Raw genomic sequence first — 25,539 nt, forward strand, 5'->3', positions numbered from 1 at the left:
AAGAATCGGTTAGTGGATCTGGAATGCGCTCGCGTCACTGAGGCGCGACTCGTCGACCAGACCAACGGAGTCGAGCAAGGCAGAAAACTTCGCGGCCACACTCTCGACCGAATACTCCGCCGAAGCCGCGAGGAAGCCTGCATCTGCAATACGCTGCCACAGTTGCGGGTCTTCATGTAGCCGAACGATGGCCGTTGCGATCTCTTCTGCGGTCTCGCCTTCCAGCACGTGCTCACCGTCGACGAGGCCCATGCCTTCGCTCGCCATTTTGCTCAGTACGCAAGGCAGGCCATGAAGCAAGCTCGACACGACCTTGCCTTTAATGCCTGCGCCGAATCGCAAAGGTGCCACGGAAAGCCGTGCGCCGCTCATGACCTCATCCAGGTCTTCGACGAAGCCAACTATCTTGACGCCGGTAGCAGGATTGTCGAGCGCCTGAATTGCCGGCGTGACATTGCTGCCGACCACGCGCAATTCCGCATGGGGCAAATGCTGGCGGACGATAGGCCAGATTTCTTCGACGAGGAACATCACGGCGTCGATATTCGGACGGTGCGCAAAACCTCCGACGAAGACCACGCCTGCGCGATCAGCGAACGTGCTGGTCGAGCGGACCGGCATTCGCGGAATCGGAATGCGGTGGACATTCACCTCTGGCAAGGTTTCCTTGACAATGTCGTATTCCAGGCGGCTCACCACAATGGTGGCGTCCGACAGGGTCATCGCGCGCAGTTCCTCGCGGCGTAGCGTCAACGCGTAATCGAGCGCGTCCGCCGAGCGTTCGTGAATGGCGATGCGCTCCTCGCGCAGATAATGCAGGTCCACGGTGCCGAACACGATCTTGGCGTTGACCTGCCGCTCGCGAAGTGGCTGGATGACGTGGCGGGCCACGATCACCCGCTGCACCAGCACAACCTGCGCGTCTTTAGCCTCTTCCAGTACGAGTTCGTTCAGGTGACCCAGGTCGCTCGCGTATTGAACCCGCACACCCCAACGTCGCAACGCATCGGCATAGCTTTCGAGCGGCTTTTCTTCGAACGCTGCGATGAAGCTGACCTGATAGCCAAAAGCATGAAAAATGCGCATGTACCAGAAGAGGTCGGCAGAGCCAGAGTCCTGGTCGGGCTTGGGCACGAACGCGTCGACCATGACAATCTTCGGCCTTGCTGCAAGCTTCAGCACGTTGCCGCCCGCACCCGCGGCAAAGACCTTCTCGAATCGCTGACGGATCGACCAGCGCTGGTGCGCAGCCTGCCACTTCCTGTTCGCATCGTTCGAAGCAGCGCGTTCAGCCTTCGAAAGCGGCAACCGGGTAAACCGGGCAAACGGCTGGAGGTAGGTGTTTTTGCCGAGAGCGGCCAGCAACAGTCCGATAGAAACGAGGCCTGCCTGAAACGGCTCGTCCTCGCCGAACTGCTGAGCGATTGCCTGCCATGCGTCCGCGCGAATTGCCACGAAGCCGGGCCCCGCGCAGGTCACGCGCATGACGGCATTGACCGCGGCGTCATCGGGCGTCACGCCTTCATAGTTCGGGCGCAGTCGCGCATCGGCGTCGATGGCCGCGCCGGCGGCGTCCACCGTCTCGGCGTCCTTGAGAATCAGTGCGCAAAGCGCTGCTGCATCGGGAAAGCGCGCGAAGCCTTCATCGATCGCAGCAAGCCACCCCGGGTGGGGGATAAGCCGGTCCGACACCAGCACGACAAATTCACCGCTCAAGCGGTCAATGCTGTTGCGCAATGCTGCAAGCGAATTGGGCGTGTCGGCATCTCCGAGAAAGCCGACTCCAAATTGCGTGGCAAGCGCCGGATTGGCCCTGCCCACGACGGACACCGAATAAGGAATGTCCGTGGTATAGGCGCTCAGCGCGGCGAGGCACTTCGGCAATGCACCTTCACTGCCTGACTCGATGACGAAGATGTTTGCGCGCGGTTGCGCCGCCTGCACAAATGGCACGGGCGATTGCGGAATAGATGCGACGCGGCTAGCGGGCGCAGCCGCACGCGAGCTGCCGTCCTGAGTAGATGGCGTATGGACGCCATGCGCCGTTGAAGCCAGTTTGCGCTTGACGGAGCGCAGCCGCTGAACGGCAAAACGCAGCGGCTCCGTCAGGCGCCATGACGCGGAACGGGTCAATGCATCGAGTTGTGCTCGCAGTTGCTCGTTTTCGTGCCTAAGCTCTGCGTCCGACGAGCCGACTGCCGGCTGCTGTCGGGCTTGCAAGGCCCGCAACGCTGCATTGGACTTCTTGACCTGCCTCGTCAATTCGGCCAATTGCTCGTGCAGGTCAGCCGGTTGCCCCTGCGGCGCAGTGGTGCTTGCCGTCAACCGGTTCAGACGCGCAATTTCCGTATCGCGAACAATGATCTCCTGATTCAGTCGTACCGTTTCCTGCGTAAGGCGGCCAACTTCCGCATCTCGAGCAAGCACCGCTTCCGTGAGCCGTACGGTCTCGCCGGTCAAACGCCCTATTTCATCGCCGCGCGCCATGGTTTCGGTCGTCAGCCTGGCAATCTCGACCGCCTGATCGCCAATGTGCCCATTGCGCGCGTTGTCGTAGCGCGCAAAGGACAGACTTCCTTCGAGCACATCGTCATTGGGCTCGGGCAACGGGCCGTCGGAGGCGATCGCCACGAAGTAGACCGGGTTGACGAGGCCCTGCGTCGAGGTGTACTCGCCGACCTCCGTCTCGGACCAGTAGGTCACTTCCCGTGCGCCGTTGCGCCCCTCGCGAAACAGCATTGAACCTGCCGTGGGCTTTTGCTCGTACAGCACAAAGTTCTTGAAGCCGGTCTTCAGCCATTGCACGAACTCCTCGCGATCGAGCTCGCGCACGTGATATTCGTTCGGCGGCGCACCAGCCGGCGAGTAGATTGGCCGGTTCGGCGTGGATATGATCATCAAGCCGTTCGGACGCAACACACGTTTCGCCTCGAGCATGAACGCCTCGTGCTCGTGGAAGTGCTCGAGGGTCTCGAACGAGTTCAGAATGTCGACGCACGCGTCCGGCAAGGGAATAGCCGTCGCGCTGCCATGCTCGTAGCGCAGATTGGGCTGGTCACCGTAGCGAGCGCGAGCGTTCTCCACGGCTTTTGCGTCGATATCCACGCCAACCACGGATTTTGCCGATTGCGCCAGCACTGCCGAGCCGTAGCCTTCGCCCGATGCAATATCGAGCACGTCCTTGCCTTCGCACAGGGGCGCAGAGAACAGATACCGGTGGTAGTGTTCGTACTGAATAGGGCCGGCAACGCCAGGAAGATAACGTTCCCCGGTGAATTCGTGGCCGTTCTCAGCGCCTTTGAACCTGAATGTTCTCGCTTGTGTTGTCATATTTGAAAGTCCTGGGCTACTGGCTTACTTACGCTGGTGACACTATCGGTAGTCTTTCCAAGGCCCGGTCTCGCGCAGCTCGAGTCATGCGCTGCCGGGCAGGGTGGGATTGCCGCGCTCAGGGCACGCTGGCTACGTCGAGATGAAGCATCGGAATGCCCAGGAGGGCGTGCCGGACTCGTGAAACGTGCGACTGAAGCGGCAATGCATCGTGGACCCAGTGAAGTTGGACGTGGTTGTACTGAGTACCTTCTGCCACTGCCACGTTGATCGAAAAATGGCCTTCGGGCAGCACCGGCATCACAAAGGAAAACTCGGCGCAGAGCACATTGTTTGCCTCGCAATGCACAGGCCGGTCCGCGAACGAAGCGAAGGTGTTTTCGCCAAACAGATCCTGCCCACGGTCGTTCTTGAGAAAGAATCCAACAATCGGAGAAGACAACGTTTCGCCAACGTTCACGGACACTTGCAGGGTCACAGGCTCGCCGCCGACAACCCACTCGAGGCGACGCTTTGCGCTGTCCACCAGCGCCACGTCGACAATCTGCGCTCCGCCCGACCCGAACGATTGCGAATGGCGATTGAAGTCCATCACCTGAATGTCGTTGCGCAAGGAAGACGCATTGATCACGCTGCGGCGCTCGTCGCACGGCAGAACGCTGCGCCTGGGGGCAGGCTGCCGCGCGGTGGCGGCCGCCGGCGCGGAAGAACTGTACCGGGCTTCGAGATACGCGGCACATACCTCTTCGGGATCGCCTTCAGCCATGACGTGACCGTGATCTATCCACACGACTTTGGAGCAAAGCTTCTTGATCGTCGAAGTGTCGTGGCTGACGAAAAGAATCGTGCCGCGCTTCTTGAATTCATGCAAAAAGCGAAAACACTTCTGATTGAAGAAAGCATCGCCAACAGCAAGCGCCTCATCGATCACGAGAATGTCTGCATCCACGTGCGCGATGACCGCGAAGGCAAGACGGACGAACATGCCGCTCGAGTAGGTCTTGACCGGTTGATCGACGAATTCGCCGATGTCCGCGAACGCGACGATGTCGTCATACCGCTCGTCGATTTGCTGACGGGTCAGGCCATAGAGCTGGGCGTTCAGATACACGTTTTCACGCCCCGTATACTCGACGTCAAATCCCGAGCCGAGCTCGAGCAGTGCGGCCACCTTGCCGCGTACGGTAATGTCTCCGGCAGTCGGAGCAAGCGTTCCGCAGACGATCTGCAACAGCGTGCTTTTGCCGGACCCGTTGCGACCGATGATTCCGACGGTTTCGCCGGCGGCAACCGAAAAGCTCACATCGTGCAGCGCCCAAAACACATTGGACAGCCCGTCGGCGCGGCGCAATGCGGCGCGCCTTGCAGCCGCACTCGGCGAAAAGCGCGCGGCGACACCGAATGCGCTCTTTTTCAACCGGTCGGCGGGACGTTCGTAAGAGGCAAAGCCCTTGCGAATGCCAGAAGCTTCGACTGCCAGGTGTTCCGACATATGAATTTTTCCTAAACTGCTCTCTTGTCGCTCAGCGACCGGCTCGTCCACCGCACGGACTTTGTGGGCCGCAATGCGAAGATGAACCGCCGGATCAGGTCATGGGGAGTAACCCGCGATTTTACCGCGTTTCGGTCATTTCACAATATGATAAACACTCGCTTCACGACGCGTCTCCGAGCGGGCAAAGGCCATGGGGACAAGCAGGACGCAGCGTCTGGCTGTGCGTCTGACAGGATCGATCCACACGCGCAACGGCGCCGCTAAAAAATTAATTTCAGGTTTTACACTTCGAGACACGAAGGCCAGTCTCGTCGGACTTGGAGCGCTGCCTCTATGAGATAATGCGCGACCACGAATAACAATCATCTCTGGCAAACAGACTGCTGCCGGTTGATCTGACCAATAGGCCCGGCAGCCGAGGACGCCCCTATCGGTGAACGCCAGTGGGGCCCGCGGGCGCTGATCCGCCGCGCCGAACCTCCAATTCCATCTCCGTAGAGCATCGACGACCGACATATGCATAGCTTTAGCGTTTCGCCACGATACCTCGCTGCATCGCTGGTGAAGAATCGGCGCCTCATGTTGGACCTCGCACGCCGCGACGCGGTCGGGCGATACAAGGGTTCGTTACTCGGCATACTCTGGTCGCTGCTCACTCCACTTCTGATGCTGACCATCTACACGTTCGTGTTCAGCACGGTGTTCAAATCCCGGTGGGGCGGCGGGGCGACCGCGGAGACCGCATCCAAAGGCGAATTCGCTGTCGTTCTGTTCGCCGGCATGATCATGTTCAACCTGTTTTCCGAGTGCGTGAGCCGGGCGCCGACCCTCATCCTGTCGCATGCCAACTTCGTGAAGAAGATCGTCTTTCCGCTCGAGATACTCCCGTGCGTGACGTTGCTTTCGGCAATGTTCCACCTTTGTGTGAGCGTACTGATCCTGCTGGTAGCGGAGTGGCTGATAGTAGGCGCTGTACCGCCCACTGCATTTCTGCTACCCATCGTGCTTGCCCCTCTTTGCGTGTTCATACTCGGTGTCAGCTGGACGCTGGCGGCCACAGGCGTGTACTTGCGCGACATCGGTCAAACCATAGGGATTGCGATTACGGCGCTGATGTTCCTGTCGCCCGTGTTTTTCCCTGTCTCGTCGCTGCCGGAACGCTTTCGCACGTTCGTCTATCTGAATCCCATGACCTATCCGATCGAGCAAAGCCGCGACGTCCTCGTCTGGGGCCACTCCATCGACTGGAGCCGCTGGGGCGTCTATACGGCAATCGCGCTTCTGGTCGCCTGGCTCGGGTTCGGATGGTTCCAGAAAACGCGTCGGGGATTTGCGGATGTCATCTGACATTGCGATCCGCGTCGCCTCGCTGACAAAAGGCTTCGAGTCTTACGAGCAGCCCTCGCATCGTCTGAAGCGAAGCATCCTTGGCCTGCTCGGGTCGCTGGCGCCGCTGCCGTCGCTACGGCGAGCACTCTTTGCGGGCGCTCAAAACTGCGTCCGTACCTTTTGGGCTCTGAAGGGGATCGACTTCGAGATCTCACGCGGCGAAACGGTCGGAATTATCGGACGCAACGGCTCGGGCAAAAGCACCCTGCTGCAGATTATCTGCGGCACCCTCGCTCCCACTGGCGGCGAAGTGCAAACGCGCGGCCGCATCGCGGCATTGCTGGAACTCGGCTCCGGATTCGACGTCGAGTACACCGGCCGCGAGAACATCTACATGAACGGGCAACTGCACGGTCTGAGCCGCGATCAGATCGATGCACGGCTCGAGCAGATTATCGAGTTCGCGGACATCGGCCACTTTATCGACCAGCCCGTCAAAACCTACTCCAGCGGCATGTTCGTGCGGCTCGCTTTTGCCGTTATCGCTCATGTGGACGCGGACATATTGGTGATCGACGAGGCACTGGCTGTCGGTGACGCATTCTTTACGCAAAAGTGCATGCGGTTTCTGCGCCGCTTTCAGCAAACGGGCACGGTCCTCTTCGTCAGCCATGATTCATCTGCTGTTCGCAGTCTGTGCTCGCGCGTAATCTGGCTCGACCGCGGCGAAATTCGCGAGACCGGCGAAGCGAGGCACGTCTGCACCAGCTATTTCGAGGCCTTCTATCGCCAGCAGCAAGGCGAGACCATGTCGTGGACAAGCTCCGAGGACCTGGAGGAAACCGCCTCCCGGACCAATGCGCAAGCTTCGCCCGCCCAGCCCACGCGCGCCGTGACTGCGGACCAGAGAGAGATGTTCGTGACAAACGCGGCTACGCCGGCCGCGTCGATCATCCCGCTTGACGTCGATCCACATAGCCTGCCTGCTCAGCGTGACGACCCACTCATCGAATCCGTGCACTTGCTCAGCGAGCAAAGCGCACCCGTCAGTTGGGTGGTTGGCGGCGAGCGAGTGCAGTTGCGCATTCGCGCAAGGCGACCGTCATCCGGTTCATTGCCGGTCTTCGCCTTTTTCGTGAAAGACAGGCTGGGCCAGCCGCTATTTGGCGACGACACTTCCCTCACGAATGCACACGAAGATGTAGCGTTGGACTCGTCGAGCGCGCTGGAGGCGGAATTCCTGTTCGACATGCCCATCCTTCCGCCCGGCGACTACGCATTTACTGCCCTGCTTCTCGTCAATGAGGCCGGTACGTTTGCCGTACGTGACTGTTTGCACGACGCACTGATCGTCAAATCGGAATCTACGAGCGTTTCTACCGGGCTCGTCGGCGTGCCCATGAGCAATGTAGCCCTCTTCGTGCGTGACGCCGTCGCGCAGGCTTGATGTTGTTTCGCACCCGAAGAACCCTTAACCATTGCAACAACGCGATTCGTTCGCGCCTTGAAAATGACGTCTGACCAGAAAGTCGACGATTCTCGACGCGCCCTGCTTCCGGGCACCGCACCTGCCGGATCAAACGTCGAAGCGGAACTCGCCGCAGCAACGCAGCGGATCGAACTGTTGGAGGAAAAGCTCTCGAGCGCTCTTGAGATGCTGAGCCAACATGTGTCGACGGAAAACGAACGGGTACGACTACAAGTCGAACTGCAGCAGGTTCTCAACTCGCCGTCGTGGCGCATCACCGCGCCTTTGCGCCGACTGTCCGCCATGGCTCGCGCCATCCGTCTCGTGTGGGGGACGATTCAGCGCCAGGCAAACGTGCAAGGCAGCTACGCCGGCGCCATCCGCCACTACGCTTCGGCACTGCGCCGCACCGGGTTGTCTGGCGCGCGCGATCATCTTCGCCGTCTGCAAAGCGGGGTTGGTTTCGCAGACAGACCGCCCCCGGAGGCCGTCTACAACGAGTGGATCGCCCGCTACGACACATTCAGCGAAACCGAGCGCGAAAAGGCACAGGAGATCATGGCGGCGTTCACGCGTCAGCCGCTCATTTCCGTGGTCGTGCCGACGTATAACAGCGACCCGGTGTTCCTGGAAGCGATGATCCAGTCGGTGCTGAACCAGGTCTATCCACACTGGGAATTGTGCATAGCAGACGACGCGTCCACTCGACCGGAGCCGGCGCAGATTCTGCGCAAGTACATGTCGCTAGATAGCCGGATCAAGGTCGTGTTTCGCGACGTGAACGGGCATATATCGGAAGCGAGCAACAGCGCGCTTGCGATTGCGACTGGCCAGTACATCGCGTTGCTGGACCACGACGATGTCCTGCCGGCCCATGCACTCTTCTCGGTGGCGCGCTACATCAACAAGCATCCCGACGCGCGGATGTTCTATAGCGACGAGGACAAGCTCACCGCCGACGGAAAGCGGACAATGCCGTACTTCAAGTGCGACTGGAACCCGCAGTTGTTTCTGTCCCAGAACATGTTCTCTCATCTGGGTGTCTTCGAAGCTGCGTTGGTGCGCGAGGCGGGCGGCTTCCGCAAAGGCTTTGAAGGGAGTCAGGACTACGACCTCACTTTACGCTGTGTAGAAATCGCCGGGCACGAAAAGGTCGTGCATATTCCTCACGTGCTTTACCACTGGCGTATTGCACCGGGCAGCACAGCCAGTAGCGGAAGCGAGAAACCCTATGCGCTGGTCGCCGCGATTCGCGCTCTGGAGGAACATCTCCAACGCATCCAGGCTGAAGCGACGGTCGAACAGGTTTTCGACGAGCCGCCCATCATGCGCGTTCGCTACGCGGTGCCTCACCCCGCCCCCAAGGTGTCGATCATCATCCCGACACGCGACGGCGTCGATTTGCTTCGCCAATGCATCGACAGCATTTTCCTGCGTACGATCTATCCTAACTACGAGATCATCGTCGTGGATAACGGAAGCGTCAAAGAAGAAACGTTGAGTTACTTCGCGCAGATCTCCGAGCAACGCAACGTGCGCATTCTTCGCGACGATTCACCGTTTAACTTCTCTGCGCTTAACAATCGCGCTGCGGCCGTTGCGACCGGCGAATATCTTTGTCTCCTGAACAACGACATCGAGGTCATTTCGCCGGACTGGCTCAACGAGATGGTGGGGGTCGCGGGCCAACCCGGTCACGGTGCGGTGGGCGCGGCGCTCTGGTATCCGGACAACACCTTGCAGCATGGGGGAGTTCTGATGGGGCTGGGCGGTGTGGCTGGCCATATCCATCACAAGATGAAACGCGGGCTGTTCGGCTATTTTGGCCGGGCAGTGATGCGGCAAAACCTTTCCGCGGTAACCGCGGCATGCCTCGTTATCCGTAAGTCGATTTACGACGAAGTCGGCGGACTGGATGAAGAACTCGCGGTTGCATTCAACGACGTTGATTTCTGCTTGCGAGTGGGCGAAGCGGGTTACAAAAACGTGTGGACGCCGCACGCTGAGCTGTACCATCACGAGTCGGCCACACGGGGCTCCGATATGGCCCCGGACAAGTACGACAGGTTTGTGAAAGAAGTTAGATGGATGGAGAAGCGTTGGGCGGACAAGCTCGCGTATGACCCAGCCTACAACCCGAATCTGACGCTGAACCCGCAACTGCCGTTATTCACGTTAGCGGATCCACCGCGCACGCACATACTCGACTGAAGATTGCGGTGTGCGTTCGTGTCGAAGAGTGCCACTGCTCGCCTCGTCGCCGCCGCTACACCTCGCTTAACGGCCGCGGTACGCGCCAAGCCGCCCGCGCAAACCGTCGCGAATCCCACGCCATACCATGACGAGGTGTTCTTTGCGTCGCTCGGGGAAAAAGCAGTAAATCACAATTCGAACGGGCAGCTTCACCAGTTCGGTGCTTTTCCACGTCACCGGCATTGATGAGCGCTTCATCAATGCAACGACATTGCGGAATTGATAGTAGTGCCGCAGTGGTCCATGCATCGGATAGCTGCGCCCCAACACGCGGACCGGTTCCCCACCGAGTTCGTGACTCATACGAACCCAGGGCACGCCAAGAACGCGGAAGCCTTTCTGCTTCGCGCGGACACACCATTCCAGATCGACGAAATCAATGAACAGCGCGTCGTCCATCGGGCCGATGTCCGCCCACCAGCGAAGGTTGATGCACGAGCCGGAAGAAATGAGGAAGTCGACGTCGATCGGCTCATCGCCAGTCGGAGAGATGCGCTCGAGCGTCCACCATTTGAAGCGAACGAACGGCGCGACACCGCGCAAGCGAGGGTCGTCGTACGCCGGTCCGACCAGCGCCACCCGTTCTTGCGATGCGTTGGCGCGCGCAATGATGGCCGGCAACTCGGTCAACAGCGACGCAGGCGGTTCGCTATCCTGGTCGAACAGAATCGCGACCTCGAATCCCTCGCGAATCAGTAGTTCGATACCCTGGTTGATTGCGGTTGCAATACCGAGATTCTCACCATTGCACAGGTATTCAATCGAATCTGATAAGCCGAGTTCGCTTTTGCCGCGTAAAGAAGGCGTGTTGTCGACCACGACGCAGCGCATTGTGGCTGCAAGACGGTTGGCGCGCTCAACGCAGGCGGCGTCCGGATGGTAGAGAACCACGACTGCGCCTGAGCGTGGCTTCCGCACTTCGCCGCCGTTCACCTCGTAGCCAGGCAAAGGCGCAATGCTTCACGCCAATCAGGCGCGCGTACACCGAATGTGGCAGCGAGCTTTTCGTTCGACATGCGCGAATTGCTCGGGCGCGTGGCCGGCGTTGGATAGGCCGCAGCAGGAATAGGCTTTACAGTCGGCTTCTTTTCAAGCTCCGAGAACTCGAAAATGGCTTCAGCAAAACCGTGCCACGACGTGGCACCCGAGGCGGTGAGGTGATAAATGCCGGAATGCTTTTCCCACCAATCGGACTGATTGGGTGCAACGGCTTGTGCGAGCACGTTGGCGCTTAGGGCCGCAATCGTATTGGCCCACGTGGGCGCTCCGAACTGGTCAGCTACCACGCTCAGTTCGCTACGCTCCGCGCCAAGACGCAACATGGTGAGCAAGAAGTTCTTGCCTCGTGTTCCGTATACCCAGCTCGTGCGGAAAATCAGATGCGAGCAGCCGGAGTTCGCAATGGCCTGCTCGCCAGCGAGCTTGCTTTTGCCGTAGACGTTCTGTGGGTTGACGGGGTCGTCCTCCGCGTAAAGGCCGGATTTCGTTCCGTCAAATACATAGTCCGTCGAATAATGGACGAGCGCCGCTCCGATTTTTCTGGCTTCTTCAGCCAGCACGCCGGGCGCTTCGGCATTGAGCCGCATGGCCGCGTCGACGTCGGTTTCAGCCTTGTCGACCGCAGTGTGCGCTGCGGGATTCACAATCAGGCCCGGCCTTATTTCGCGGACCACTCGACGCACCTGATCCAGATCGGCCAGATCCAGTCCGCTACGGTCTAGCGCGACGACTTTGCCCAAGCCCTGGAGTGTTCGTGCCAGTTCAAAACCGACCTGGCCATTCACTCCGGTGAGGAGGATTGTTTGTTCTTTACCCGCGTTCATACGGCCTCAGGCGAAATGCTCTGCGTCACCCAACCGCTTCCCCGCCGCGTCCTTCGCTGCGAGCAGCGGCTCGAAGTCGATAGGCCACTCGATGCCAATTTCCGGGTCGTTCCAGACGATGCTGCGCTCGTGCTCGGGAAACCAGTAGTCGGTAGTCTTATAGAGAAACTGGGCGGACTCGGACAGCACCACAAACCCATGCGCAAACCCAGGCGGCACCCAAAGTTGCCGATGGTTCTCCACCGACAGCGTCACTCCCACCCACTTCCCGAAATTCGGCGAACTCTTGCGAATGTCCACCGCGACGTCGAACACCTCGCCTTCCACCACACGCACCAGCTTGCCCTGCGCATGCTGAATCTGATAATGCAGGCCGCGCAGCACGCCCTTGGCGGAGCGCGAATGATTGTCCTGCACGAACGTCACGCCAGGCTCGACGTGCTCCGCGAACTCCAACGCGTTGAAGCTCTCGTAGAAATAGCCGCGCGCATCGCCGAACACCTTCGGCTCGACGATCTTGACTTCAGGCAGCGCCGTAGCGGTTACTTGGATGGCCATGCGACTTGGTCCGTAAGAATGTTTTGCAGATACTTGCCATAGGCGTTTTTCGCGAGCGGCGCGGCGAGCGCGAGCAACTGCTCGGCGCCGATCCACTGCCGGCGGTACGCGATTTCCTCGGGACAGGCGACCACGAGGCCCTGGCGCTTCTGCAAGGTCGCGATGAAGGTGGCCGCTTCGATCAGCGAATCATGCGTGCCCGTGTCGAGCCACGCATAGCCGCGGCCCATGATCTCGACGTTCAACGCGGCGTTGGCGAGGTAACGCGAATTGACGTCGGTAATTTCGAGCTCGCCGCGCGGCGACGGCTTGATATCCGCAGCGATGTCGCAGACCTGCTTGTCGTAGAAGTAGAGGCCCGTGACCGCGTAGTTCGAACGCGGTTTGGCAGGCTTTTCCTCAATCGACAGGGCGCGGAACTGCTTGTCGAACTCGACCACGCCATAGCGCTCCGGATCGTGCACGTGGTAGGCGAACACGGTCGCGCCTTCGGCCTGATTGTTCGCGCGCTCGAGCTGCTTTGCGAGATCGTGGCCGTAGAAAATGTTGTCGCCGAGAATCAGCGCCGACGGATCGTTGCCGACAAACTCGCGCCCGATGATGAACGCCTGCGCGAGACCGTCCGGCGAAGGCTGAACCGCGTACTGAATGTTCATGCCCCACTGGCTGCCGTCGCCGAGCATCGCTTCAAAGCGCGGGGTGTCCTGCGGCGTGGAGATGATCAGCACGTCGCGAATACCCGCCACCATCAGCGTGGAAAGCGGGTAGTAGATCATCGGCTTGTCGTACACCGGCAGCAGTTGCTTGGAGACGACATGCGTGATCGGATACAGCCGCGTGCCCGATCCGCCCGCGAGAATAATGCCTTTGCGCGCCATGGCTATGCCCTTACGCGCGCTGCGCGTAGTTCGTCTCAACCCACTTGCGGTACTCGCCCGAAGCGACTTCGTCAGACCACGCCTGATTGTCGAGATACCACTGGACCGTTTTGGCCAGACCCGTCTCGAAGGTTTCGGCCGGCTTCCAGCCGAGCTCGCGTTCGAGCTTGCGCGCGTCGATTGCGTAACGGCGGTCGTGGCCCGGGCGGTCCTTCACGTAAGTGATCTGGTCGCGGTACGAACCCGCCGCCTTCGGACGAAGCTTGTCGAGCAGATCGCACAGCGTGTGCACGACCTCGAGGTTCTTTTTCTCGTTCCAGCCGCCCACGTTGTACGTCTCGCCCGGCACGCCGCGCGCGAGCACTTCGCGAATCGCGCTGCAATGGTCGCCCACATACAGCCAGTCGCGCACGTTCTGCCCGTCGCCGTACACCGGCAGCGGTTTGCCGCCGAGCGCATTGGCGATCATCAGCGGAATCAGTTTTTCGGGGAACTGGTACGGACCGTAGTTGTTCGAGCAGTTCGTGGTGAGCACCGGCAAACCGTACGTGTGATGGTACGCACGCACGAGGTGGTCCGAACCCGCTTTGGTAGCCGAATACGGGCTATTGGGCGCGTACGGCGTGGTTTCGGAGAACTGCGGATCGGTTGCGGAAAGCGAGCCGAACACTTCGTCGGTCGAAACGTGCAGGAAGCGGAACGCGGCCTTGTCGGCCTCGCCGAGCGTGTTCCAGTAGCTTCGCGCGGCTTCGAGCAGCGTGAAGGTGCCCACGACGTTGGTCTGCACGAAATCGGCGGGACCGTGGATTGAACGGTCCACGTGACTTTCGGCGGCGAAGTGCAGCACGGCGCGCGGCTTGTGCTCGGCAAACAGGGCGTCCATGGCGGCGCGGTCGCAAATGTCCGCGCGCACGAAAACATGCTTGGGGTTACCCTGTTGCGACTTGAGCGTGCCGAGATTGCCGGCATAGGTCAGCTTGTCAACGTTCAGCACCGCTTCGTCCGACGTATTTAGCCAGTCGAGCACGAAATTGGCGCCGATAAAGCCGGCACCGCCCGTTACCAGAATCATGAAATTCCCTTCCAGATGTCAGCGGCAGCCCCGGCCATTGGTCGGCCGGCCCGCTCGCCACGCGTTGTGGAGTCTGTTTATTTCGGCGCCCGCGGCCTGTACACACAGTACGCAGACGCTCAGACGCCAATCTTATGAACCCCAGATTATAAAGCCGTGGAGAACAAAAACTAGGACCCTAACAACTTGAAACAGCTTGACAAGCGGCGTTTCAGCTGCATTTTCCGCGACATGACGTACACCGTTCATGCCCACCGGATCGCCACAGCGCATACGTAAGGATTTTGTACGATCGCACGCGTTATCCGATACACGCAGTACGTGCCGCAAAAGCGTTGAGGGACGGATCGGGCGCGGGCCGCGCCCGATCCGGGCCCGGCGCGCGTTGGGCGGACCGGCGAGCGCCAGCCCGCCTGTTTTCAGGCGGCCAGCATCCAGCGCAGCGTATCCATGAACGGAATGGCCTGCACCTGCGGAACCAGCGCGCGCAGCTTGGCGGGCGACCCGGCGAGCACTTTGACGTCGGTTTGCCGCACGAATGCAGGGTTGATATTCACCTGCAGCTTGTGGCCGGTCAGATCGCTTGCGGCGGACAGAATCTCGCGCAGCGTATAGGGCGTGCCCGTGCAGACGTTCACTGTCTCGCTCGTCGCGTCGGAATCGAGCAGGGCTTCGTAAGCGCGCACCACATAACGCACGTCGGAGAAATCGCGCGCTACGTCGATATTGCCCAACTCGATGGACGGCTCGCGCCGCGCGAAATGCTCGACGATCTTCGGCACGAGGAAGTTGGACGCCTGTCCGCGGCCGGTGTAGTTGAACGGCCGCACGATCAGAATAGGCAGACGGTCGAACCACGTGTGCACCATCGTTTCCATGGCCGCCTTGCTCGCCGCATAGTGATTGACCGGCGTGAGCGGAAAGCTTTCGTCGATCGCATCGCTCGTCACGTTGCCGTACACATTCGCACTGCTCGCAATCAGCGCCTTGCGCGGCGTGTGGCCGGTCGCGGCGCAAGCCTCCAGCAGATTCAGCGTGCCCAGCACATTGACGCGGTAGAAGTCGAGCGGATCGTCATGCCCGACAAAGCTGATCGCGGCAAGGTGCACGATGTAATCGGGCCGCACGGTTTCGATCACGCGCCGGCAGTTTTCCGGCGAGGTAATGTCGAGCCGCAGGCGGGTGGGTGTTTGCTCTTCGTCGCGACCGGCGAAGGTTTCGATCACGGTATGGCCGCGCTCGCGCAAGTTGTCCACCAGATAGCGGCCAGTAAAGCCGCCCGCCCCGGTGACGAGCGTGCGGACGGGTTGCTGCGCATGGAAAGACGACATGCATTCTCCGTTCACGAGGGTCATCCTGTTGTGATGCAATATCGCGCCAGTCGTTCACTGCAAGCCGACGCGCGCGCGCAAAAAAGACGCCGCGTGGCCGCACCAACCGATGCCGGCGCCGCAAACGGGCTATTATGTCACGCTCTTTTGCTGCACCGCCTCAACGCGGCACGCGCCGTGCGCCGCCGCGTGTATCGAACCGCCAACATTCTGTCGATGACACCGTCCAACGCGCCTCCCTTCGCTTCATTCACTGTGCAGCAGCGCCCCGCGCCACTCGCTTTCGGCGATCTGCAAGGTTGCCGCACGCCGTTCCAGCGCCTCTTGGCGAAGGCCGCGCCGCCGGCCGACGCGCCGCTGTGGTTCGCGGGCGACCTGATCAACCGCGGCACCGAATCGCTTGCCACGCTGCGCGACATCATCGCGCTCGGCGAGCGTGCGGTGCCGGTGCTGGGCAATCATGACCTGCATCTGCTGTCGGTATCGGCGGGAATTCGCAAATCGAAAAAAGGCGACACGATCGACGAAATTCTTGCCGCGCCCGACGCCGCCGATCTGCTCGAATGGGTGCGCCACCGCCCGATCGCCCACTACGAAAACGGCATGCTGATGGTGCATGCGGGCGTGCTGCCGCAGTGGGACGTGAACCTCACACTGGAACTCGCCGACGAATTGCAGCGGGCGCTACGCGCGCCGAACTGGAAAGAAACGCTGGCGGGCCTGTACGGCAACGAGCCGAGTCTGTGGACGCCGGATCTGAAAGGCATCGAGCGGCTGCGCGTGACATGCAGCGCGTTGACGCGCGTACGCTTTTGCAATGCTGAAGGCGCGATGGATTTCAGCAGCAGCGGCGGCCTGAACGCCGCGCCGCCTGGCTGCATGCCGTGGTTCGACGTGCCGTGGCGCAAGACCGCCGACGTGACCGTGGTGTTCGGCCATTGGGCCGCGCTCGGTTTGACGTTGCGCGACAACCTGATCGGGCTCGATTCGGGCTGCGTATGGGGCGAAAAACTCTCCGCAGTGCGGCTCGCGCCAAATCCCGCGGAGCGCACGCTGACTCAGGTGGAATGCGAGAACTGCCGCGCGCGCGGCGGCAACGCGACAGCGCTCTGAAGCGCTTCTTCAGACGCTCGGCGAGCGGCCTGACGGATCAGCCGGTTCGATCAGCGTCTCGCCGGCCGCGTAGGGCTCGCTCGGCTCCTGGATCAGCGCGCCGCTCGCCGCCGTGCCGCCCTGCATTTCACGCAGCGCGGCGGCAATCACGCCCTGCGCTTCGGCGGCCAACGCGCGCCGATCCGCGCCCGGCGCGAGCGGCCCGCACACGTACACGTGCGCGGTCAACGGCCCGCCGCGTAGCAACAGATTGAGCGAATCGGCAAGCGACAGATCGTCGATATACGCAGGCGCCGTGGACTGCCGGCCCTGGGCGTCCTCGTACATGATGCACAGCGGCTGCACCGGCACGCAGGCTGACACCGCCGCCTGAAACATGTTCGCGTGAAACGGCAGCAGCGCGAGACCGTCGGACGTGGTGCCCTCGGGAAACACGCACATCAATTCGCCTGCGCTCAAACGGTCGGACAGCTCATGCATGATTCGCTTCGCTTCGCTGCGTTTCTCGCGCTGGATAAACACGGTGTCGAGCTGCTCTGCAAGCCAGCCGACCAGCGGCCACTGGCGAATCTCCGCCTTTGAGACAAACGGGGTCGGCCGCCACGCATTGATCACGTAGATGTCGATCCACGAAATGTGGTTGGCCACCACCAGCGCGCCGCGGTCGAGCCGCGCGCCGTCGTTATGCACGACGAGGCGCATGCCGCACAGCCGCAGCATTTTCAGCGACCACGCGCGATTGAGTGCGTGGCGGCGGTCCGCGTCGGCTTTCGGAAAACGCGTTGCGACGATCCACATGCCGTGCAGCAGATGCGCGATGAGACGGGCTTTGCGTAACGCGAGCTTCATGGTCGGAGCTTTTTCTGGCGGGTCAATATGGGCTCGATGCAGGCACCCTGAGGGCCCGGTGCTTGAATCGTGCAGCGCATTGGCGCCCCGCGGTCGTGCCGTGCATTTCAGCGCTGCTCGAACGCGACGCGACCGGACACGATGGTCGCGCGCACACGCGCCGGCAGTTCATAACCGAGGAACGGCGTATTGTGCCCCTGGCTCTTCAGCGCGCGCGGCTCGACGCGCCAGTGCGCGTGACGGTCGAACACGCACAAGTCGGCCACGCTGCCGACTGCGACGCGGCCGGCAGCCTCGAGATCGAGCACTTGAGCGGGCGAGGCGGTAATCCGGTTGAGCGCTTTCGCGAGCGGCAGACCGGCTTCGTCGGCCCACTTCACCGTGAGCGACAGGAACAGCTCGAGGCTCGTCGCGCCCGGCGTGGCTTCGGCAAACGGCAGCAGTTTTTCGTCGTCGTCGACCGGCGTGTGGTCCGAGCAGATTGCGTCGATCGTGCCGTCGACGAGACCGGCGCGAATCGCTTCGCGATCGCGCTGCTGGCGCAGCGGCGGGTCGAGCCGGAACTGCGCGTCGAAGTAGCCGATGTCCAGATCGATCAGATGCACGTGATTCACCGTGACGTCGCACGAAACGGGTAGACCCTCGGCCTTGGCCGCGCGCACGAGCGCAATGCCCGCCGCCGACGACACGTGCGACAGATGCACTCGCGCACCGGTCACGCGCACGAGTTCGAAGATGGTATGCAGCGCGATGGTTTCAGCGGCGACAGGCACGCCGGAAAGACCGAGGCGCGACGCAAGCGCACCGCTCGCGGCCACACCGCCCTTGCCAAGATACGCGTCCACCGGACGCAGCCAAACCGTGAAGCCATAGGTTTTCGCGTATTGCAGCGCTCGCATGAGCACCTGCGTGTCGACCACCGGCGCGTCGGCCTGCGAAAAGCCGATGCAACCCGCCTCGGTCAGCTCGACCATTTCGGTGATCACCTGGCCTTTCAGGCCGACGGTCAACGCGCCGAGCGGGTACACGTGCGCCTGATCCAGATTGCGCGCGCGGAATTTGAGCATTTCGACGAGGCCGGGTTCGTCGAGCGTCGGATCGGTGTCCGGCGGACACACGAGGCTCGTCACGCCGCCCGCGAGCGCCGCGGCCATTTCGGATTCGAGCGTGGCCTTGTGTTCGTAGCCCGGCTCGCGCAGACGCGCGGACAGATCGACGAGACCTGGCGCGATGTGCAGGCCGCGCGCGTCGATGGTTTGCGTCGCCTCGAAATCGGCGGGCGCGTTGCCGAGCGCGACGATCTTGCCCGCCACGATAAAAATGTCCTGCTGCTGTTCGGTGCCTGCTGCCGGATCGATCAGCGTGCCGCCTTGAATGTGAATCTTCATGCGCTGCCTTTTTGTTTCAGCCGGTTTGGCCAGATTCTGCGTTGTTTGCCGCGTGTGCGTGGTTCCGTGCGGGTGGTTTGCGCGAGGCGTGCTGGCTCTGGTCACGCATCCGTCGCTGCTCAGTCGCCGCTCAATCGCTGCTCAATCGTTGTTGCCCGCGACAATGCCCATCACCGCCATGCGCACCGCAATACCGAACGTCACCTGATTCAGGATCACGGACTGCGGACCGTCCGCGACCTGCGAGTCGATCTCGACTCCGCGGTTCATCGGGCCCGGGTGCATCACGATTGCGTCGGGCTTCGCGAACGCGAGCCGCTCGGGCGTCAGGCCCCAGCTCTTGAAATACTCCTGTGCCGAGGGCAGCAGCGCGCCGCTCATGCGCTCGTTCTGCAGACGCAGCATGATGATCACGTCAACGTCTTTCAGCCCTTCGTCCAGGTTGTGGAACACCCGCACGCCCATCTGTTCGAGGCCGCCCGGCAGCAGCGTGCGCGGGCCGATCGCACGCACTTCGGGCACGCCGAGCGTGGTGAGCGCATGAATGTCCGAGCGCGCGACCCGCGAATGCAGAATGTCGCCGACAATCGCCACGCGCAGATTCGTGAAGTCCTTCTTGTAGTGGCGAATCGTGTACATGTCGAGCAGCCCCTGCGTGGGGTGCGCGTGACGGCCGTCGCCGGCATTGATCACGTGCACGTGCGGCGCACAGTGCTGCGCGATCAGATACGGCGCGCCGCTCGACGCATGGCGCACGACGAACATGTCGGCGTGCATGGCCGACAGGTTGTTGATCGTATCCAGCAGCGATTCGCCCTTGCTCGTCGACGACGCATTGATGTTCAGATTCAGCACATCCGCGGACAAACGCGTGGCCGCAATCTCGAACGTGGTGCGCGTGCGCGTGGAATTTTCGAAGAACAGATTGAACACCGACTTGCCGCGCAGAAGCGGCACCTTCTTCACCTCGCGATCCGTCACGCTGACGAACTGGCTCGCGGTGTCCAGAATGTGATTGACGATGGCCTTCGGCAAACCCTCGATCGACAACAGGTGTTTGAGCTCGCCGTTTTTCGTGAGCTGCGGGTTGCCCTTCAGAAAGCCATAACGGAAGCGCTCGGTGGCGTTATCGGCGGAGTCCTGCGGGGCCTGGGTGGCGGTGTTCATGATGTACCTGCTTGAAATACGGGCTTGAACGTGTGGGTGCGATGCGAAGTGCGCGTTGGGCGCTGGCTGCCGGGTGTCGCTCGGCTTACGTTTCGTGTTTCGTTGCGTGTGTTGTTTCGTGTTTTGCTGCTGGTCACTCAGGCGACGCGGCTCGCGTGGCTGGCGCGGGACCCTGCGGGCGGCGCGGCGCTTTTATCGTGTCGCCTGCCTGGTTTTCGCGCCGCACTTGCCGCGCTGCCAGATGCCGCAATAGCTGCAACCTCGCTGCCCGATTAGCCGTAGCACTCAATCAACGCGTGCTTCGGTGTGGAACGTAAACCGCGTCTCGCCCGCGGCGCCGCTTTCGTCGCGCGCGAGCACGAGCGTGGCGTCCGCGGGTATCTCCACCACCCCGCCGACGAAGCGCGCCGCCACCGGCAGCTCGCGTCCGCCGCGGTCGGCGAGCACCGCCAGTTCGACCGCCGCCGGGCGGCCATAGTCGTACAGCTCATTGAGCGCCGCGCGAATCGTGCGGCCGGTGTACAGCACGTCGTCGACGAGCACGATGCGCCGGCCGTCGACGGAAAACGGCAGCGAGGTCGGGCTCGCCTGTGCGTGCAGGCCCTTCTTCGCGTAGTCGTCGCGATGCAGCGCGACGTTGATCACGCCGAAGCTCGCCAGATTCAAGTCGCGCGCAAGCCGTTCGGCAAGCCACGCGCCGCCGCTGTGAATGCCGGCAAGCACGGCGCCGCCCTCGACCGCACCGAGCTTCTCGCCATAGGCAGAGCGGATCTGATCGAGCAGCGCGCGGTATAGCGCTTCGGCGTCAATGGAACTCATGGTTGTCGGAAAGTCCGTCAAGATATTGCTGAAGGATGATGCTGGCGGCTTCTGCGTCGAGCCGATCCGCGCGGCCCTTGGTGGCGCGCAGGCCCGCCTCTGCCTCGACCGACGAATAGCGCTCGTCGACCCATGTCACCGGTAGATTGAAACGGCCGTTCAGCTGGTTGCCGAAGCGCCTCGCAAGCTGCGTCATTTCATGCGGCGTGCCGTCCGGATGCATGGGCAAGCCGACGACGAGCGCGTCCGGCTTCCATTCGGCAATCAGCTTGCCGACTTCCGCAAAGCGATATTCACGGCTGCGATTCTCCACAATGACGAGCGGCCGCGCGCTTTTCGTGAGCGAATTGCCGACCGCCACGCCGATGCGCTTCTCGCCGTAGTCGAACGCAAGCAGCGTCGCCTCACGCGCGCGCGCCAGGCTCATGCGGCGCCTCTCATGCGTGCCCGGCCTCGCCCGACAGCATGGACAGCGAGACGCCGAGCAGCGCGAGCGCGGCTTCAAAGCGCTCTTCGGCGGGCACGTCGAACACGATTTTCGGATCGGCCTCGACCGTCAGCCAGCCGTTTTTGGAGATCTCTTCTTCGAGCTGACCCGCGCCCCAGCCGGCGTGACCGAGCGTGAGCAGGAAGCGCTCCGGACCGGTGCCGCTGGCGACCGCCTCGAGCACGTCTTTCGAGGTGGTCATTTCCAGCCCGCCCGGCACCGACATGGACGACGTGTAGGTATTGCCGTCTTTCGGATCGTGCAGCACGAAGCCGCGCTCGGTTTGCACCGGACCGCCGAAGTAAACCGGAACGTGAAGAAGAGGCTCGATTTCGAGCTTGAGGTCGATGCGACTGAAGAGCGCTTGCAGGTCGATGTCGGTCGGCCGGTTGATCACGAGGCCGAGCGCGCCGCGCTCACTGTGATCGCAAAGGTAAACCACCGTTCCGGAAAACGTCGGATCGGCCATGTTGGGCATGGCGATCAGGAACTGGTTGGTCAGATTGATGCGATCGGTACTCTTGGACATAGTTCGGATTTTAGCAAAGACGATGCAGGATGGCGGGCTTTGAGCGTGGAGCGGCGACGTGAATCGTGAAAGCGTACCGCGAGCCATCTACGGCGAAGCATGTTGCACTCTATCACGCACGCGGGCCTCGCCATGCCGCGTGTTCGAGCGGCGCGCCGGTTCTATCGTGGCCGGTCTGGCGGGGCCGCTGCGCGGGGTTTGCGGGGCTCGCGCCTCGTAGTGCTCTTCATGGTGCGCTGTTTGTTCGTCACTCCGTGGGCGATGGCGCTCGCGCGTCACTGCTTGTGCACTGCAGCTTATGGGCCGGTGCTCGTGCGCGGCTGCTGATTCCCCGCCTACGTGCCTCCTTTGGCGCCTTTTGCATGCCGCTCGTTCCCGAGGCGTTCCGCGCGTTCGAACCTATCGCATGCCCGCAACGATCCAGGTTCAAGCACCAGCTATGCACCCGTCACGCGCCGCCCTGCTCGATCGCCCGCGTCAGCGCGGCCAGCGCCGCGCTGCTCGCGGGCGGCGCCACACCCGCGGCCACCTTGTGCAACGTGGCCCGCAACGCCTCAGCGGCTTGTTCGAGCGCGCTGGCCGCGGGAGCGTCGACGATTACATGCGCGCGCACCGCAGGCGTCGAGACGCCCCCATGCGCGCGGCGGCGCCACGCGAGCCCAAGCGCATCGGCCAGCAGCGCGACATGGCCGAGGCCTAGCGCGCAAGCCGCGGACCCGAGCCGGTATGCGGCGTCGCCCGCCTGCAGCGCTTCGCCTGGGTCGGCTTTCTCGGGCTGATCGGCGGCACGCGCATGGTCGGCGAGCGCGGCGATGGCCGCATCGGCCGTCTGCAGGAAATCTTCGTAGGCATGCGCATTGACGCTCAGCACGCCCAGTTCGCGCGTCAGCGAAGTGCGCGCGCTGAACGACTGCGCCTCGACCGCGCCCGCTTCCCAAAGCATTTCGGATGCCTGGGTGCCCGCGACGTGCCAGTCGACCGTCAAGCCGTAGTCGTGCAGCACCTCGACCTGGTCGGCGTCTTCGGCGGCCGCGCCGAACAGCGCATAGTCGCGCCACAGCAGCGCAAGCGTGGCCCGCACGAGCGAGCGCTGCGCGCGCTCGATGCCGCGCGCATGCTCGGCAAGCGCCAGATTGCAGCGCGCGTAAAAGCGGCGCGCGTCCGGCTCGCCCGCCGCGCGCCCGCTCACGCGCAACGCACGCGCGCACGCCTTCGCGAGGCGCCAGAAATCGTAGGGATCGGGACCGGAAAGTTCCGTGAACACCGCGTCCAGTTCGTCCAGCGCGGCTTCGGTTGCCGCGCGCGCCGCCATGCTGCCGCTGTCCGGTTGCGAGCGCAGCACCGGCAGCAGCGCCCGTTCGTAGCGCGCGCGCAGATGCGCCAGTTGCTCAGCCGGCTGCACATGAAACGACACCGGCGGCACGGGCCGCGCGGTCAGCGCGAGATCTTCGAACGCAACCGGGGATGCCGCCGTGTGCTCGCCCAGCTCGGCGCACAGCACCCGGTAATGGTTGAAGAGCGTGGGCGAGCAGGCCAGCTCGCGAAGATTGTGACGCTCCAGTGCCGCCCGGAAATCGCGCAGCGCCGCCCCGAAGCCGGGCCGCACGCTCTCGGCCTCCGCGGGATCGCCCGCGGCGAGCGGCGAGAGGCGCACCAGCACGTCGGCGAAACGCGTCGCGCTCAGCCAGCCGGCGCTGCGCAGTGCGTGCGCGGCGCGCACTAGCGCGGTGGTGCAGCCGGTGTGCTGCTCGAAGGCCAACAGCGCCTCCGCCAGCGCGAGTTCCGCGGGACGGACAGCGCCGCCGCGCGGGTTAGGCAAAGCGTCGAAGGAAACTGGGGCTGCGGATCGAAGAGTCATGAGTGGGCGACAGAAACTCGGCGGGCCGCCGTTGCGCGCCGCGCGCACACTGAGCGCCTTACGCGCGAACCGGCCACTGAACGATGACAAACACGCAATGAGAAATGCGCCACGCCAGACACGCAACAACCGATGCGCGAGTGACGCGAGCGCACTGACGAATGCTGAACGACCGGTGCGGAACGACCAATCGCCGCAACGAGCCGGCTATCCCAGCTTACGCCTGCGACACTGCCGGTACGGCGACGTTCCGGCGCGATACGACACCCGGCCGCGCGCCGCCGGCCGCCAACCGGCTTCAGATCTGGACCATCTCGAAGTCTTCCTTGCGCGCGCCGCATTCCGGGCAGGTCCAATTGATCGGAACGTCCGCCCAGCGCGTGCCCGGCGCAATGCCTTCGTCCGGCAAACCGGCTTCTTCGTCGTAAATCCAGCCGCAAATCAGGCACATCCAGCTTTGATATTCCATTCTTGTGTCGCGTCGTGAAGTCCGGGGAAACGGGAGCCATGATGGTACCGTGTTGCCGCCCCCATGCCTAGCAATGGCAAATGCCGAATCCGCGCCGACAATGGAAGCCCGCAACACCGGGCGACGGGAGCCGGCGCCGTATGCGGCGTCGCGCCACAGCCTGGCCGCGCGAGGCGGAGCGCGCCGTCACGATGCGAAAAAACGCCCCCGCCCCGGTTTAGGACGCATAATTGAGCCGATTGCACACTCAGTGCACCAAAACACTGCTCCTTTCAAATCTTCATGCCCAGCGACACGCCTCCGATCGTCCTCACCTTCGGCCTTTCCGATCCCACCGGCGGCTCCGGCCTGCAAGCCGACCTCATGACCCTTGCCAGCATGGGCTGTCATGGCGTTTCCGTGCTAACCGGCTACACCGTGCGCGATTCGGCGACATGCGACGAGGTCAACGGGCTCGACCCTGAAGTGGTGGCGACTCAGGCGCGCATGCTGCTCGAGGACATGCCGATCGCGGCGTTCAAGGTCGGCGCCTGCACGCGCGCGGAAGTGGTGAGCGCGATTGCGGAGGTGGTAGCCGATTACGACGACGTTCCGCTGATTCTGGCCCCCGACTTCACGCTCGACGACGAACACGTGCTGGCCGCCGACGAACTGCGCGAAGCTATCGCCGATCTGCTTGCGCCACAAACCACCTTGCTGGTCGCCGACGCGACCACGTTGCTCGCACTTGCCCAGCCGGACGGCGACGCCGAAGCGCCAAGCCTCGACGCGGCGATTTCGCATCTGCTGTCGCATGGCTGCGAATACATTCTGTCCACGGAAACCGGCACGCACCGGCTCGTCAATACGCTTTTCAGCGAAGACGGCCAGTTGCGTCAGGACATGTGGGATCGCGGCAGCAACCGCCTCATGGGGTTGACCGACACGCTCGGCTCGGCCATCGCGGCGCTGCTCGCCAATGGCCAGGAGCCGGCGGAGGCCGTTCGCGAAGCTCAGGAATATCTTTACCAGGCGGTACGCAGCGCGTTCCGGCCGGGTATGGGTGCATACATGCCGGACCGGTTCTTCTGGGCGCGCAGCAGCGACGACGAAACGCCGCCGACGAGCGGCCAGGACGTGGCGCCTGGCGAAGCCCGGCACTGACGCGGTTTCGGCTTACCGCGTATTGGGCGTTTCCGGGGTCACCGCAGGTTGGCGGTGGCCGCGAGTTCGGCAGTTGATCGAACCTCTCTTCGACAGTTCTGCACGCTTCTCAGCGAACTGCGTGCAACTCGCGCGCTTCCTCGCCCCGCCTCGCCGTTACCCCGCTGCATTGTCTGATCA

The 25,539-nt window shown here is 62.5% G+C and carries 21 protein-coding genes; 5 read left to right on the top strand and 16 right to left on the bottom strand.

Annotated features, from left to right (window positions below; all coding sequences use genetic code 11):
• Positions 1-9: 9 nt before the first annotated feature.
• A complete protein-coding gene (locus tag JNB89_RS16045) occupies positions 10-3,330 on the bottom strand; it encodes a methyltransferase domain-containing protein (protein ID WP_220362892.1) in 3,321 nt (1,106 codons plus the stop codon).
• A 118-nt stretch (positions 3,331-3,448) separates the two neighbouring features.
• Complete coding sequence (locus JNB89_RS16050; RefSeq protein WP_220362893.1) at positions 3,449-4,822, bottom strand: ABC transporter ATP-binding protein; 1,374 nt, start codon at positions 4,820-4,822, stop codon at positions 3,449-3,451.
• 519 nt (positions 4,823-5,341) lie between these two features.
• Here JNB89_RS16050 and JNB89_RS16055 point away from each other — a divergent pair.
• From JNB89_RS16055 to JNB89_RS16065, 3 genes are all read left to right on the top strand, one after another.
• Positions 5,342-6,172: an ABC transporter permease gene (locus JNB89_RS16055; protein WP_220362894.1), complete on the top strand. Its 831-nt coding sequence runs from the start codon at positions 5,342-5,344 to the stop codon at positions 6,170-6,172.
• Positions 6,162-7,601, top strand: a complete 1,440-nt coding sequence (locus JNB89_RS16060; RefSeq protein WP_220362895.1) for an ABC transporter ATP-binding protein — start codon at positions 6,162-6,164, stop codon at positions 7,599-7,601. Before JNB89_RS16055 ends, JNB89_RS16060 begins: the two co-directional genes overlap by 11 nt.
• Positions 7,602-7,925: 324 nt before the next feature.
• The gene (locus tag JNB89_RS16065) at positions 7,926-9,833 is read left to right on the top strand and encodes a glycosyltransferase family 2 protein (protein ID WP_223216783.1); all 1,908 of its coding nucleotides are present in this window, start codon (positions 7,926-7,928) and stop codon (positions 9,831-9,833) included.
• A 66-nt stretch (positions 9,834-9,899) separates the two neighbouring features.
• On the opposite strand, the gene JNB89_RS16070 is transcribed toward JNB89_RS16065, so the two are convergent.
• The 6 genes from JNB89_RS16070 to JNB89_RS16095 form a co-directional block, all read right to left on the bottom strand.
• Positions 9,900-10,808 (bottom strand): glycosyltransferase family 2 protein, encoded by a 909-nt coding sequence (locus JNB89_RS16070; protein ID WP_220362896.1) that lies wholly within the window; start codon positions 10,806-10,808, stop codon positions 9,900-9,902.
• Positions 10,805-11,698 (bottom strand): dTDP-4-dehydrorhamnose reductase, encoded by an 894-nt coding sequence (rfbD, locus tag JNB89_RS16075; RefSeq protein WP_220362897.1) that lies wholly within the window; start codon positions 11,696-11,698, stop codon positions 10,805-10,807. The genes JNB89_RS16070 and rfbD overlap by 4 nt, the downstream gene beginning before the upstream one ends.
• Before the next feature lie 6 nt (positions 11,699-11,704).
• Positions 11,705-12,256, bottom strand: coding sequence for a dTDP-4-dehydrorhamnose 3,5-epimerase (gene rfbC / locus JNB89_RS16080; RefSeq protein ID WP_220362898.1), 552 nt, complete (start codon positions 12,254-12,256; stop codon positions 11,705-11,707).
• Entirely contained in the window at positions 12,241-13,134 is an 894-nt protein-coding gene (gene rfbA / locus JNB89_RS16085) for a glucose-1-phosphate thymidylyltransferase RfbA (RefSeq protein ID WP_027210070.1), read from the bottom strand. The genes rfbC and rfbA overlap by 16 nt, the downstream gene beginning before the upstream one ends.
• Before the next feature lie 10 nt (positions 13,135-13,144).
• Positions 13,145-14,206, bottom strand: a complete 1,062-nt coding sequence (gene rfbB / locus JNB89_RS16090) for a dTDP-glucose 4,6-dehydratase (protein ID WP_013338363.1) — start codon at positions 14,204-14,206, stop codon at positions 13,145-13,147.
• A 419-nt stretch (positions 14,207-14,625) separates the two neighbouring features.
• A complete protein-coding gene (locus JNB89_RS16095) occupies positions 14,626-15,537 on the bottom strand; it encodes a GDP-mannose 4,6-dehydratase (RefSeq protein ID WP_013338362.1) in 912 nt (303 codons plus the stop codon).
• Positions 15,538-15,753: 216 nt separating this feature from the next.
• Between JNB89_RS16095 and JNB89_RS16100 the strand changes: the two genes are divergently transcribed.
• Positions 15,754-16,650 carry a symmetrical bis(5'-nucleosyl)-tetraphosphatase gene (locus tag JNB89_RS16100; protein WP_220362899.1) on the top strand — a complete coding sequence of 299 codons (897 nt, stop codon included), beginning with the start codon at positions 15,754-15,756 and terminating at the stop codon, positions 16,648-16,650.
• Between the two features lie 9 nt (positions 16,651-16,659).
• Here JNB89_RS16100 and JNB89_RS16105 read toward each other — a convergent pair whose 3' ends face one another.
• The 8 genes from JNB89_RS16105 to JNB89_RS16140 all read right to left on the bottom strand — a co-directional run bounded on the left by JNB89_RS16105 (position 16,660) and on the right by JNB89_RS16140 (position 24,216).
• Positions 16,660-17,499, bottom strand: a complete 840-nt coding sequence (locus JNB89_RS16105) for a lysophospholipid acyltransferase family protein (protein ID WP_220362900.1) — start codon at positions 17,497-17,499, stop codon at positions 16,660-16,662.
• Positions 17,500-17,606: 107 nt separating this feature from the next.
• On the bottom strand, positions 17,607-18,887 hold the full coding sequence (locus JNB89_RS16110; protein ID WP_220362901.1) for a dihydroorotase: 1,281 nt from the start codon (positions 18,885-18,887) through the stop codon (positions 17,607-17,609).
• Positions 18,888-19,028: 141 nt separating this feature from the next.
• Positions 19,029-20,054, bottom strand: a complete 1,026-nt coding sequence (locus JNB89_RS16115) for an aspartate carbamoyltransferase catalytic subunit (protein WP_220362902.1) — start codon at positions 20,052-20,054, stop codon at positions 19,029-19,031.
• 285 nt (positions 20,055-20,339) lie between these two features.
• On the bottom strand, positions 20,340-20,873 hold the full coding sequence (gene pyrR / locus JNB89_RS16120; RefSeq protein WP_013338358.1) for a bifunctional pyr operon transcriptional regulator/uracil phosphoribosyltransferase PyrR: 534 nt from the start codon (positions 20,871-20,873) through the stop codon (positions 20,340-20,342).
• The gene (ruvX, locus tag JNB89_RS16125) at positions 20,860-21,300 is read right to left on the bottom strand and encodes a Holliday junction resolvase RuvX (RefSeq protein WP_220362903.1); all 441 of its coding nucleotides are present in this window, start codon (positions 21,298-21,300) and stop codon (positions 20,860-20,862) included. Before ruvX ends, pyrR begins: the two co-directional genes overlap by 14 nt.
• Positions 21,301-21,310: 10 nt before the next feature.
• Entirely contained in the window at positions 21,311-21,889 is a 579-nt protein-coding gene (locus JNB89_RS16130; RefSeq protein WP_013338356.1) for a YqgE/AlgH family protein, read from the bottom strand.
• Positions 21,890-22,337: 448 nt separating this feature from the next.
• Positions 22,338-23,747 (bottom strand): hypothetical protein, encoded by a 1,410-nt coding sequence (locus JNB89_RS16135; RefSeq protein WP_220362904.1) that lies wholly within the window; start codon positions 23,745-23,747, stop codon positions 22,338-22,340.
• Positions 23,748-24,045: 298 nt separating this feature from the next.
• Positions 24,046-24,216: a rubredoxin gene (locus JNB89_RS16140; protein ID WP_013338354.1), complete on the bottom strand. Its 171-nt coding sequence runs from the start codon at positions 24,214-24,216 to the stop codon at positions 24,046-24,048.
• A 282-nt stretch (positions 24,217-24,498) separates the two neighbouring features.
• Between JNB89_RS16140 and JNB89_RS16145 the strand changes: the two genes are divergently transcribed.
• A complete protein-coding gene (locus tag JNB89_RS16145) occupies positions 24,499-25,359 on the top strand; it encodes a hydroxymethylpyrimidine/phosphomethylpyrimidine kinase (RefSeq protein ID WP_013338353.1) in 861 nt (286 codons plus the stop codon).
• The last annotated feature ends 180 nt before the right edge of the window (positions 25,360-25,539 follow it).

Origin of the sequence: Paraburkholderia phenoliruptrix, from assembly GCF_019511605.1 — a bacterium.
In the GTDB taxonomy this organism is placed as follows: domain Bacteria; phylum Pseudomonadota; class Gammaproteobacteria; order Burkholderiales; family Burkholderiaceae; genus Paraburkholderia; species Paraburkholderia phenoliruptrix_A.

Excerpts from the sequence above, each read along its gene's own strand:
- JNB89_RS16045 (WP_220362892.1), bottom strand. The coding sequence starts at position 3,330 with ATGACAACACAAGCGAGAACATTCAGGTTCAAAGGCGCTGAGAACGGC.
- JNB89_RS16050 (WP_220362893.1), bottom strand. The coding sequence starts at position 4,822 with ATGTCGGAACACCTGGCAGTCGAAGCTTCTGGCATTCGCAAGGGCTTT.
- JNB89_RS16055 (WP_220362894.1), top strand. The coding sequence starts at position 5,342 with ATGCATAGCTTTAGCGTTTCGCCACGATACCTCGCTGCATCGCTGGTG.
- JNB89_RS16060 (WP_220362895.1), top strand. The coding sequence starts at position 6,162 with ATGTCATCTGACATTGCGATCCGCGTCGCCTCGCTGACAAAAGGCTTC.
- JNB89_RS16065 (WP_223216783.1), top strand. The coding sequence starts at position 7,926 with ATGGCTCGCGCCATCCGTCTCGTGTGGGGGACGATTCAGCGCCAGGCA.
- rfbD (WP_220362897.1), bottom strand. The coding sequence starts at position 11,698 with ATGAACGCGGGTAAAGAACAAACAATCCTCCTCACCGGAGTGAATGGC.
- rfbC (WP_220362898.1), bottom strand. The coding sequence starts at position 12,256 with ATGGCCATCCAAGTAACCGCTACGGCGCTGCCTGAAGTCAAGATCGTC.
- rfbA (WP_027210070.1), bottom strand. The coding sequence starts at position 13,134 with ATGGCGCGCAAAGGCATTATTCTCGCGGGCGGATCGGGCACGCGGCTG.
- rfbB (WP_013338363.1), bottom strand. The coding sequence starts at position 14,206 with ATGATTCTGGTAACGGGCGGTGCCGGCTTTATCGGCGCCAATTTCGTG.
- JNB89_RS16095 (WP_013338362.1), bottom strand. The coding sequence starts at position 15,537 with ATGTCGTCTTTCCATGCGCAGCAACCCGTCCGCACGCTCGTCACCGGG.
- JNB89_RS16100 (WP_220362899.1), top strand. The coding sequence starts at position 15,754 with ATGACACCGTCCAACGCGCCTCCCTTCGCTTCATTCACTGTGCAGCAG.
- JNB89_RS16105 (WP_220362900.1), bottom strand. The coding sequence starts at position 17,499 with ATGAAGCTCGCGTTACGCAAAGCCCGTCTCATCGCGCATCTGCTGCAC.
- JNB89_RS16110 (WP_220362901.1), bottom strand. The coding sequence starts at position 18,887 with ATGAAGATTCACATTCAAGGCGGCACGCTGATCGATCCGGCAGCAGGC.
- JNB89_RS16115 (WP_220362902.1), bottom strand. The coding sequence starts at position 20,054 with ATGAACACCGCCACCCAGGCCCCGCAGGACTCCGCCGATAACGCCACC.
- pyrR (WP_013338358.1), bottom strand. The coding sequence starts at position 20,873 with ATGAGTTCCATTGACGCCGAAGCGCTATACCGCGCGCTGCTCGATCAG.
- ruvX (WP_220362903.1), bottom strand. The coding sequence starts at position 21,300 with ATGAGCCTGGCGCGCGCGCGTGAGGCGACGCTGCTTGCGTTCGACTAC.
- JNB89_RS16130 (WP_013338356.1), bottom strand. The coding sequence starts at position 21,889 with ATGTCCAAGAGTACCGATCGCATCAATCTGACCAACCAGTTCCTGATC.
- JNB89_RS16135 (WP_220362904.1), bottom strand. The coding sequence starts at position 23,747 with ATGACTCTTCGATCCGCAGCCCCAGTTTCCTTCGACGCTTTGCCTAAC.
- JNB89_RS16140 (WP_013338354.1), bottom strand. The coding sequence starts at position 24,216 with ATGGAATATCAAAGCTGGATGTGCCTGATTTGCGGCTGGATTTACGAC.
- JNB89_RS16145 (WP_013338353.1), top strand. The coding sequence starts at position 24,499 with ATGCCCAGCGACACGCCTCCGATCGTCCTCACCTTCGGCCTTTCCGAT.